The organism is Aquabacter sediminis, from assembly GCF_028863665.1.
Classification (GTDB): domain Bacteria; phylum Pseudomonadota; class Alphaproteobacteria; order Rhizobiales; family Xanthobacteraceae; genus L1I39.
The window spans coordinates 578,543-586,745 of sequence record NZ_JARBFX010000004.1 but is presented as its reverse complement, the minus strand read 5'-3'; the positions used below and the strand labels follow the sequence as shown (position 1 = coordinate 586,745).

Genomic DNA, 8,203 nt, shown 5'->3' with positions numbered 1-8,203 from the left:
CCCCCCCCGCCCCCCCCGCCCGCCGCGGCAGCGCCCGCCACGCTGGCACCGGGCGTGGCGATTCCGCCCGCCCCCGCCAGCGCCACTCCCGTCGCCTATTCGCAGGCCGAGCCGGCCGCCCCGGCCGCCGCGACCCCGGTGGCGATCGGCGCGCCGGACAATGAGAACGCGCTGCAATATTGCAGCTCCATCATCAACGCCGCCGCCGATGCGCGCTTCGCGCGCCAGAAGGAGGCGCTGATCGCCATGGAGAAGCAGATCCAGGAGCGGATCGCGCAGCTTGAAGCCAAGCGCACCGAATACCAGGAGTGGCTCCAGCGCCGCGAGGCGTTCCTGAAGAAGGCGGACGAGACCCTGGTGCAGGTCATGTCCCAGATGCGCCCGGACGCCGCCTCCGCGCAGTTGACCGCCATGAGCGAGGATGCGGCCGCCGCCGTTCTCGCCAAGCTCTCGCCTCGTGTCGCCAGCGCCATTCTCAACGAGATGGATCCCGCCCGCGCCGCGCGCCTGACAACCACCATGGTCGGCATTTCCCGCCGCACCCTCGACGGGAGGGCCAGCTGATGCGCTCGACTGCCCTGCTTGCCGCTGCCTTCCCGCTCGCCCTGGCGCTCGCGGGCTGCCAGACCAGCTATGACAGCCTTGCCTTCGGCCCGGCTCTGACCCCCGTGGGCAACGGGCTCGACACCACCCGCCAGCCGGTGCCGGTGGCGTTCCAGAAGCCGGAGCAGAAGACCTTCCGCTCCACCTATGACCTCGCCAATTCCCAGAGCATGTATCGCGACTTGCGGGCCAGCAAGGTGGGCGACGTGATCCGCGTCTCCATCGCCATCGACGACAAGGCCCAGTTCGACAATGCCACCGACCGCTCCCGCAAGTCGAAGACCGGCCTCGGCGTCGATGCCGGCCTCGACATGGGCGGCTTCGGCAAGGGCGTGAATGCGGGCGCGCTGGCGGGCAATCTCGACATCAATTCCGACACCAGCACGAAGGGCAAGGGCACCATCGACCGGTCCGAGAAGCTGCGCCTGTCCATCGCCGTGGTGGTCACAGAGGTTCTGCCCAACGGCAATCTGGTGATCTCCGGCTCGCAGGAAATCCTGGTGAACTACGAGGTGCGCGTCCTCAATATCGGCGGCATCGTCAATCCGCTGGACGTGTCGGCCAACAACATCATCCCCTATGACAAGATCGCGGAGGCCCGCATCTCCTATGGCGGGCGTGGCCGGTCCATGGACGTGCAGCAGCCCGCCTGGGGCCAGCGCATCTACGACCTCGTCGTGCCGTTCTGAGCCGGGGGGCATGACATGGCGAAAGACAAGGCGGCCAAGCCGCAAACGGAGGGCGCTGCGCCCAAGAAAGGGGGCGGCGCGCTGATCGCCGTCGTCATCCTGACCCTTCTGGCGGGCGCCGGCGGGGGTGGGCTCGGCTACAAGATGGCCGGCACGATGGAAAACGTCATCGAAGCCCGCATCGCCGCCGAGCCGCCCAAGACGGAAGAAAAGCCCCTGAAGTTCGAGGGTGACCTTGGGGTGCAGGACCTGAAGCCGGTGGTGGTGAATCTGGCCGCCCCGTCCAGCACCTTCGTGCGCATCGAGGGCGCTCTCATCTACAAGAACGGCGCCTTGCCCAATCCGGCGGCCACCGCCGCCGAGGTGCGCGAGGACATCATGGCCTATATGCGCACCATCTCGCTCAGCCAGCTGGAAGGGCCGAGCGCGCTCCAGCACCTGCGGGAGGACCTCAACGAGCGCGCCATGGTGCGCGGACACGGCAAGGTCAAGGAATTGGTGCTCGAAACCCTGGTGGTGCAGTGATGACCCGCCCCCTCGCGCGCCGCGCCGGGCGGACGCCGCGCGCCACAACGGGCCTTGCCCTCGTCCTGGCCTTCGCGGCAGCAGCCCTGCTGCTCGCCGGTACCGGCCCCGCCAGCGCCCAGATGCCGAGCCTCGACCAGTTCATTCCGGCGGGCGACGGTTCCACCTCCGGGCGCATCATCCAGATGCTGGGCCTGCTCACCGTGCTGTCGGTGGCGCCGGGCCTGCTCATCATGACGACGAGCTTCACCCGCTTCATCATCGCCTTCTCGTTCCTGCGCTCGGGCCTTGGCCTGCAGACGACGCCGGCGAACCTGGTGCTGGTGAGCCTGTCTCTGTTCATGACCTTCTATGTGATGGGCCCGACCCTCGACCGGGCCTGGCAGAACGGCCTGCGCCCGCTCACCGCCGGCGAGATCACCGAGCAGGAGGCGGTGGAGCGCATCGCCGACCCCTTCCGCGACTTCATGCTCTCCCAGGTGCGCGACAAGGACCTGCGCCTGTTCTCCGACATGAACGACGCACTGAAGACGCCGGGCACCCGGGACGGCAAGTCATCCGCCACCGCCCCTGCCCCCTCCCCGGCCCCGCCGGAGAAGGTGGAGATGCGGGTTCTCATCCCCGCCTTCATGATCTCCGAGCTGCGGCGTGGCTTCGAGATCGGCTTCCTGATCGTGCTGCCTTTCCTCATCATCGACATGGTGGTGGCGACCCTCGTCATGTCCATGGGCATGATGATGATGCCGCCCGCCGTCATCGCGCTGCCGTTCAAGATCTTGTTCTTCATCCTGATCGACGGCTGGAACCTCCTGGTGAGCGGGCTCGTGCGCTCCTTCCTCTGAGCCCCGGCCCTGCCCGTTTTATGCGCCGTCCGCCGGACCTCCCGGCGGGCGGCGTTTGCATGTGGAGCGGGTGGCTCGCCGCCGGCGCAAGCCTCGCGCAAGTTTGGTGGCGCACAGTGCATCCCATGGCAGGTTGACTGTTCGAAAGGGCAGCGCGCCGCACCCCGCAAGGGACGGCCAACAAAGGCATGACGCCGCCCTGCCATGCCGGTGCAAGTCCGGCATGTCCCTGACAAACGTCACTTTCTCGAACGAGGGACATTCATCATGACCAGCATGATCACCAATACTTCCGCGATGGTCGCCCTGCAGACTCTGCGGACGATCAACAGCACGCTCGACACCACCAACAATCATGTCTCCACCGGCAAGCGCATCAATTCCGCTTCCGATGGCGCGGCTTATTGGTCCATCGCCACCACGCTCACCTCCGACAACGGGGCGCTCGGCGCGGTGAAGGATGCCATGAGCCTGGACAAGAACTCGGTGGATGCGGCAAGCAGCGGCGTGAACGCCGTGATCTCCTCGCTGTCCAAGATCAAGAACAATCTCACCGCGGCCCTCTCGCCGAACGTCGACCGTGCCAAGCTGCAGACGGAAATCTCCTCCTATGTGAGCGAGATCAAGACCACTGCCAACAACACGGTGATGAACGGCAGCAACTGGCTGTCGGCGGATTCGAGCGCCACTGGCTTCAACGCCACCAAGAACCTGCTGTCCTCCTTCTCCCGGACCGGCAGCACGGTGACCGTGGGCTCGACCGCCATCGACACCGGCGCCTTCGCCATCTATGACGCCGCCACTGCCGGCACCTCCACTGGCACCAGCACGACCATCGACAAGGCGGTCACCGCTGTTGCCACCGCCGCGAACATCACCGGCGGCGCCACCGTCGCCGTGGATACCGCGGCCGGCAGCCTGAAGGGCTTCATGGACACCAAGTTCAAGATCGGCGGTACCGCCACGACCGGCACCGAATCGATCGCGCAGTTCGACGTGTCCACCCTGGGCAACACGACTGCGGACCTGGCGAAGATCCAGGCCTATGTGAAGATTGTCGACGCCACCATGCAGCAGCTGCAGAACGGCGCCACCACGCTCGGCACCACTTCCACCCGGCTTGAGTCCCAGCAGACTTTCGCCCAGAGCCTGATCGACCTCAACACGTCGTCCATCGGTTCTCTGGTCGATGCCAACATGGAAGAGGAATCCACCAAGCTGAAGGCGCTCCAGACGCAGCAGCAGCTGGCGGTGCAGTCGCTGTCGATCGCGAACAACTCCACGCAGAACGTGATGACGCTGTTCCGTTGATCGGTGAAAAAAGCCCGTCCCGGCCGACGCCGGGGCGGGCATCTGCTTGAATATCTTTTCTTTTGAGTTCCTGTTGGGTCAGCCGCTCTCCTGCGGCCAACTGGCCACGCTCCGCCCCCCGGAGCGTGGCTTTTGTGTTTTCAGGACCCTGCAACGCCCAGGCAAGGTTGGCTGTCGAGATTGCGCCAAGGCACATGAGCACGGAACCGCCAGGAACCGTGCGTGCTGGACCCGAATGTCCCCGTTCCCTTCCCGCAGCGCCCGCGCGTGCGGGGACGGGCCGCAATCGCGAGTGACCCGCCGATGATCGGCCGCATGCAGTTCGAAGCCATCCTTGCCAATCTTCGCAATCTGGGCGCCCGCCGCCTGATTGCGCTGGGCCTGATCGGCGCCACCGTTGTGGCCGCCATCGCGCTCGGGGCCTATTATCTCAGCCAGCCGGAGCGCGAGACGCTCTATGCCAACCTCAACCGCGAGGATGTGGGCCGCATTGGCGGCGCCCTCAAGGATGCGGGCATCTCCTTCGACGTGAATGCCGACGGCACCTCCGTGCTGGTGGCCCATTCCGACACCGCCCGCGCCCGCATGCTGCTGGCGGTGAAGGGCCTGCCCCAGAGCGCCAATACCGGATACGAGCTGTTCAACGACATGCGCTCGTTCGGCCTCACCTCCTTCATGCAGGAGGTCACGCGGGTGCGCGCGCTGGAAGGCGAGATCGCCCGCACCATCCAGACCATGAAGGGCGTCAAGGCGGCGCGCGTGCATATCGTGCTGCCCGATCGCGGCTCCTTCCGGCGCGACCAGCAGGGCGCCTCGGCCTCGGTCGTGATCCGCACCGAGAATGCCGACGACAGCTCCTCCGCCGCCGCCATCCGCCACCTGGTGGCCGCCGCCATCCCCGGCATGAAGCTCGACAATGTCACCGTGCTCAACACCGAAGGCGCGGTGCTCGGCTCCAGCGAGGACGGCGCCAATGCCGCCGCCGGCAAGAAGGCCATGCTGCAGAGCCAGGTGAACCGGGAGACGGAGGAGAAGATCCGCCGCACCCTTATTCCCTATCTCGGCATCGGCAATTTCGAGGTGTCGGTCTCCTCGCGCCTCAACACCGACAAGGTGACCACCAACGAGACCGTGTTCGACCCGGCCTCCAAGGTGGAGCGCTCGGTGCGCGCGGTGAAGGAGCAGGGCCAGTCCCAGAATCGCACCAAGCAGCCCAACGCCTCGGTGCAGCAGAACATTCCCGGCGGCCAGACCCCGCCGGACGGCGGCAACGATTCCAACGAGAACAACCAGCGCCGCGAGGAGCTGACCAATTTCGAGATTTCCTCGCGCACCGTCCAGACCGTGCGCGACGCCTATGCGGTGCAGAACCTCTCCATCGCGGTGCTGCTCAACAAGGACCGCCTCGCCGCCGCCAACCCGCAAGGCGGGGAGGCCATTCCGGTGGAACAGCAGCTCTACGAGGTGGAGCAGCTGGTCGCCTCCGCTGCCGGCTTCGACAAGGAACGGGGCGACAAGCTGAAGGTGGCGGCGGTGGCGTTTGCCAATGGCGGCCGCGACATGGATGCCGTGCCCGCCCTGCCGTGGACCGAATTGCTGCTGCGCCAGGCCGGCACCCTCATCAATGCGGTGACCATCCTGATCGTCGCCGGCCTCCTCATCTGGTTCGGCCTGCGCCCCGCCGTGCGGTCCATCCTGGAGCGGCCGCGCGAGCAGGAGATCGCCGAGCTGGAGGCCCGCGAGATCGAGGCCACCATGCTGGCCGCCCAGCCGGCCGCCCCGGCGCTCGCTGGCCCGCCCGCGGAGGAGGAATCCCATGGCCCCATCGCCAGCTCCACCTTGAACCTGATCGAGAACCTGACCGGCCAGATGTACCGCAACCCGCAGAAGCGCCTGGAGCAGATCGTCGAGTTCGACGAGGAGCAGGCCGCGGCGATCCTGCGCCAGTGGCTGAACCAGGAAGCGAGGGCCTGATCCATGCACGCTCTGTCCCGCCACCTGCCCCATTTCGGCCCGCTGGGGCCGACCCTCGCCGCGCGGCCCGCCGCACAGGCGGAAAAGGCCGCGTCCTCGCCCGTCCTGGCGCGCCCCGCGCCGGTGTCGGACCGCGTCCGTCCCGAAATCCGCTTCTCCCAGGACGACCTCACGCGCGCCGTGGAGCTTGCCCGGACGGAAGCCCGGCGTGAGGCGCAGATGGAGGCGGAAGCCGCCCTCGCCGCGTCCGAATCCGCGCGGGCACAGGAACAGAAGTCCTTCGAGACCCGCATCGAGAAGCTGCGCCAGGACTGGACCGCCGGGGAGGCCGACCGCCTCGCCGCCGGCTTCAAGGCCGCGATCGAGGGGCTCGGCACGCAGCTCTCCGACGCCCTCGCGCCCATCCTCGCCCCCTTCGTGGAGGAGCGGGTGCGGACGCAGGCGCTGAGCGACCTTGCGGGCCTTGTGAAGCAACAGCTCGCCCTCGGCTCAGGCGTCATCCGCATCACTGGCCCCCAGGACCTCCTCGACGCGCTCGGCACGCGCCTCGAGGCGGCGGAGGGCCTCACTTTCACCCCCGGCCCGTCCCCGGAGGTGCGCATCGAGGCGGATGGCGCGGTCATCGAGACCCAGCTCACCGCCTGGCGCGACCGGCTTGCCGGCCTTTCGGACTGAGGAGACAGGAATGTCCGACAAGGAAGGTCACGGCGAAATCATCATCATCAAGCGCCACGACGACGAGGAGCACGAGGCCCATTCCAGCGCCTGGAAGGTGGCGCATGCGGACTTCATGACCGCCATGATGGCCTTCTTCCTCATCATGTGGCTCATCAACGTCACCGACAAGGACGTGCGCAAGGCCATCGCGCAGTACTTCAATCCGGTGGATCTCGCCTCCTCGGTCACCGACGTGAACGGCCTCAACGATCCCGAGGACACCGAGGCCAAGGGCACGTCCTCCAACGGCGACAAGTCGAACTCGCTCAAGAACACGGTGGGAGAGAAGACAGGCGCCGGCGCCGACCGCCAGCAGGGCGACAAGGAACGCACCGCGTTCCAGGACCCCTATGCGCTGCTCGATAAGCTGGCTGGCGACGCCGATCCCACCCCGGGCGCGACGCCGGATGCCGCCATCGGCGAGGTGGGCGCGCAGGGCAATGCCTTCGGCGATACCGTGCGCGATCCCTTCGACCCCACCTATTGGCAGATGAGCCAGGGCCGCAAGCCGCGCTCCGACGAGGGCGGCAAGCCCGCGCGCATCACCATGCCCGCCCCCGGCGGCAAGCCGGACGCCGCCGCAGCCCGCCAGCTTCCCGGCGAGGGCGACGCCGCCAAGGGCGACCAGGCGAAAGGGGATCAGGCAAAGGGCGACAGTGGCCGCCTGGACGGCAAGTCCGACCAGGCCCAGAAGGCCGGCCAGGCGGGCACCCAGCCCGGCGCCGTCGCCACCGGAACGGGCGGTGGCCAGGGCGGCTCCGCCGGCCAGACCCCCGCCCAGGCCCAGCTCCAGGCGGTGCAGCAGGCTGTGCAGCAGGCCGTCAAGGACACCATGACCGGCCCCGGCGCGCCGCGCGTGGAAGTGCGCCTCACCAAGGAGGGGCTGGTGGTCAACCTCACCGACGACACCGACTTCTCCATGTTCCCCGTGGGCTCGGCGGTCCCCGATGCGCGGGTGGTGCGGATGATGGGCAAGATCGCCCAGATCCTGGCCGCCCGCCCCGGCGAGATCGTGGTGCGCGGGCACACCGACGCGCGCCCGTTCCGCTCGGACACCTATGACAATTGGCGCCTGTCCACCGCCCGCGCCCACATGGCCCATTACATGCTGGTGCGCGGCGGCCTCGACGAGAAGCGCGTGCTGAAGATCGAGGGCCTCGCCGACCGGGAACTCAAGAACACAACCGATCCCAACGCGGCCCAGAACCGGCGCATCGAGATCCTGCTGCGGAGCCCGTCATGAGGACGGGCCGCGCCCCTCACGCTTTTTCGCTGGCCGCGGTCGTGCTGGCCGGTGCGCTTGCGCTGACGCCGCGCCCGGCTGGCGCGCAAGCGGACCCGTGGGGCGGCATGCGCGCGCCGGGCGAAAGCCCGAAGCCGGCCGCCTCTGCGTCCCCCAGCGCGCCGGCCGTTCGTCCGGCGGCCGCGGCCCCCCCCCCCCCCCCCCCCACCGCGGCCCCCCCCCCCCCCCCCCCCCCCCCCCCCCCACCCCCCCCCCCCCCCCCCCCCCCCGCGGCTCGAAGGGGGGGCAGGGGGATACCA

Annotated in this window: 8 protein-coding genes; all 8 read left to right on the top strand. The window is 68.3% G+C overall.

Annotation, left to right across the window (positions count from 1 at the left end; translation table 11 throughout):
• The coding region (locus tag PV781_RS10910; protein WP_425532388.1) for a MotE family protein at window positions 1–564 on the top strand (564 nt) is incomplete at its 5' end.
• The gene (locus PV781_RS10905; RefSeq protein WP_274775639.1) at window positions 564–1,292 is read left to right on the top strand and encodes a flagellar basal body L-ring protein FlgH; all 729 of its coding nucleotides are present in this window, start codon (window positions 564–566) and stop codon (window positions 1,290–1,292) included. The genes PV781_RS10910 and PV781_RS10905, both read left to right, overlap by 1 nt.
• A gap of 15 nt (window positions 1,293–1,307) precedes the next feature.
• Window positions 1,308–1,817 carry a flagellar basal body-associated FliL family protein gene (locus PV781_RS10900; RefSeq protein ID WP_274775638.1) on the top strand — a complete coding sequence of 170 codons (510 nt, stop codon included), beginning with the start codon at window positions 1,308–1,310 and terminating at the stop codon, window positions 1,815–1,817.
• On the top strand, window positions 1,817–2,659 hold the full coding sequence (fliP, locus tag PV781_RS10895; protein WP_425532387.1) for a flagellar type III secretion system pore protein FliP: 843 nt from the start codon (window positions 1,817–1,819) through the stop codon (window positions 2,657–2,659). Before PV781_RS10900 ends, fliP begins: the two co-directional genes overlap by 1 nt.
• A 267-nt stretch (window positions 2,660–2,926) precedes the next feature.
• Window positions 2,927–3,970 carry a flagellin N-terminal helical domain-containing protein gene (locus PV781_RS10890; protein WP_274775637.1) on the top strand — a complete coding sequence of 348 codons (1,044 nt, stop codon included), beginning with the start codon at window positions 2,927–2,929 and terminating at the stop codon, window positions 3,968–3,970.
• Window positions 3,971–4,273: 303 nt separating this feature from the next.
• Window positions 4,274–5,944, top strand: a complete 1,671-nt coding sequence (gene fliF, locus PV781_RS10885; protein WP_274775636.1) for a flagellar basal-body MS-ring/collar protein FliF — start codon at window positions 4,274–4,276, stop codon at window positions 5,942–5,944.
• A gap of 3 nt (window positions 5,945–5,947) precedes the next feature.
• Window positions 5,948–6,619: a hypothetical protein gene (locus PV781_RS10880; protein WP_274775635.1), complete on the top strand. Its 672-nt coding sequence runs from the start codon at window positions 5,948–5,950 to the stop codon at window positions 6,617–6,619.
• A gap of 10 nt (window positions 6,620–6,629) precedes the next feature.
• Window positions 6,630–7,904, top strand: coding sequence for a MotB family protein (locus PV781_RS10875; RefSeq protein WP_274775634.1), 1,275 nt, complete (start codon window positions 6,630–6,632; stop codon window positions 7,902–7,904).
• Window positions 7,905–8,203: the final 299 nt, after the last annotated feature.

Bases quoted from the DNA above. Each gene is read 5' to 3' on its own strand.
- PV781_RS10875 (WP_274775634.1), top strand. From the start codon at position 6,630: ATGTCCGACAAGGAAGGTCACGGCGAAATCATCATCATCAAGCGCCAC.
- PV781_RS10890 (WP_274775637.1), top strand. From the start codon at position 2,927: ATGACCAGCATGATCACCAATACTTCCGCGATGGTCGCCCTGCAGACT.
- fliP (WP_425532387.1), top strand. From the start codon at position 1,817: ATGACCCGCCCCCTCGCGCGCCGCGCCGGGCGGACGCCGCGCGCCACA.
- PV781_RS10905 (WP_274775639.1), top strand. From the start codon at position 564: ATGCGCTCGACTGCCCTGCTTGCCGCTGCCTTCCCGCTCGCCCTGGCG.
- PV781_RS10900 (WP_274775638.1), top strand. From the start codon at position 1,308: ATGGCGAAAGACAAGGCGGCCAAGCCGCAAACGGAGGGCGCTGCGCCC.
- fliF (WP_274775636.1), top strand. From the start codon at position 4,274: ATGATCGGCCGCATGCAGTTCGAAGCCATCCTTGCCAATCTTCGCAAT.
- PV781_RS10880 (WP_274775635.1), top strand. From the start codon at position 5,948: ATGCACGCTCTGTCCCGCCACCTGCCCCATTTCGGCCCGCTGGGGCCG.